Genomic DNA, 1522 nt, shown 5'->3' on the forward strand with positions numbered 1-1522 from the left:
GTGTCCGTGAGTACGAGCATCACCCCCGCAGCCCCCGTACCACTCCGCAGACGAGGCCCCCTCCTGCTGGGTGCCCTGGTCGTCACCGCGCTGGCCGTCGTCGGCGCGCTGCTCGGCGGCGCCGGCAGCGCCCGCGGCGCCGTCCCGCCCACTCCCACCGGCTGGAACCTGGCCTGGAGCGACGACTTCAACGGTTCGGCCGGAACCCTGCCCTCCTCGTCGAACTGGCAGATCGACACCGGCCACGGATACCCGGGCGGCCCCGCCAACTGGGGCACCGGTGAGATCCAGAACTACACGGACTCCACCGGCAACCTGAGCCTCGACGGCAACGGCAACCTCCGCATCACCCCGCTCCGCGACTCGGCGGGCAACTGGACCTCCGGCCGCATCGAGACGAAACGGGGCGACTTCAAGGCCCCGGCCGGAGGCACCCTGCGCATCGAGGGCCGCATCCAGATGCCCAATGCCACGGGCAACGAGGCGCTCGGCTACTGGCCCGCGTTCTGGGCGCTGGGATCGCCGTACCGCGGGAACTACTGGAACTGGCCGGCGATCGGCGAGTTCGACATCATGGAGAACGTCAACGGCATCAACTCCGTGTGGGGCGTGCTCCACTGCGGGGTCAACCCCGGCGGCGACTGCAACGAGACCCAGGGCCTGGGCGCGAGCCGCGCCTGCCCCGGCTCCACCTGCCAGTCCGGGTTCCACACCTACCGCTTCGAGTGGGACCGCTCCGTCACCCCCAACCAGCTGCGCTGGTACGTGGACGACCAGCTGTTCCACAGCCTGGCCCAGGACCGCTTCTCCGCCACCACATGGGCGAACATGACGGAGCACGCGGGCTACTTCATCCTGCTCAACGTCGCGATGGGCGGCGCCTTCCCCGACGGCGTCCAGGGCAGCGCCACCCCGACCGCCGCGACCGTCCCCGGCCGGCCGATGGTCGTCGACTACGTCGCGGTGTGGACGCGCGGCGGCGGCTCAACCGACCCGACGGACCCGCCCGCCGGCTCCAGCCGCCTCAGCCTGCGCTCGGGCGGCGGCCTCGGCGACGCGGAGGCCGCCGCCTCCACGGTGACCCTGGCCTCCGCGGGAGGCGCCAACCACGACGGCACCCCGAGCAGTCCGCAGACCTTCACCGCGTCCGGCATCACCAGGACGTACGACGGCGGCTCGACCTCCTTCGACCTGTTCGTGGACGCCGGGACGACCGTCGCCAACGGGCAGCAGGTGCGCATCAGCTACGACCGGACGGGCGACGGGACCTGGGACCGGACGGAGACGTACAACTACTTCGCCACCGACCCGGTCCCCGGCTACGAGCACTACACCCAGTCCACGGGCCTGAAGTCGTCCACGGGCAGCCACGGGAACCTGACCAACGGCAAGGTGCGCGTCGAGGTCTGGAACGCCATCGGAAACGGCTCCAGCACGGTCGGCACCGGCAACCAGTCCTACGTCCGGATCCCCTTCGGCTGACCTCCTCCGCCTCCCGCCTTCCCGGCCTCTTCCCCTCTCC

1 protein-coding gene is annotated in these 1522 nt (G+C 71.3%); it reads left to right on the top strand.

All coding sequences use genetic code 11. The features are described from left to right. Window positions 1–63: 63 nt before the first annotated feature. Entirely contained in the window at window positions 64–1482 is a 1419-nt protein-coding gene (locus GUY61_RS38260; protein ID WP_208106983.1) for a glycoside hydrolase family 16 protein, read from the top strand. Window positions 1483–1522: the final 40 nt, after the last annotated feature.

This window comes from Streptomyces sp. GC420, assembly GCF_009916105.1.
Lineage (GTDB): Bacteria > Actinomycetota > Actinomycetes > Streptomycetales > Streptomycetaceae > Streptomyces.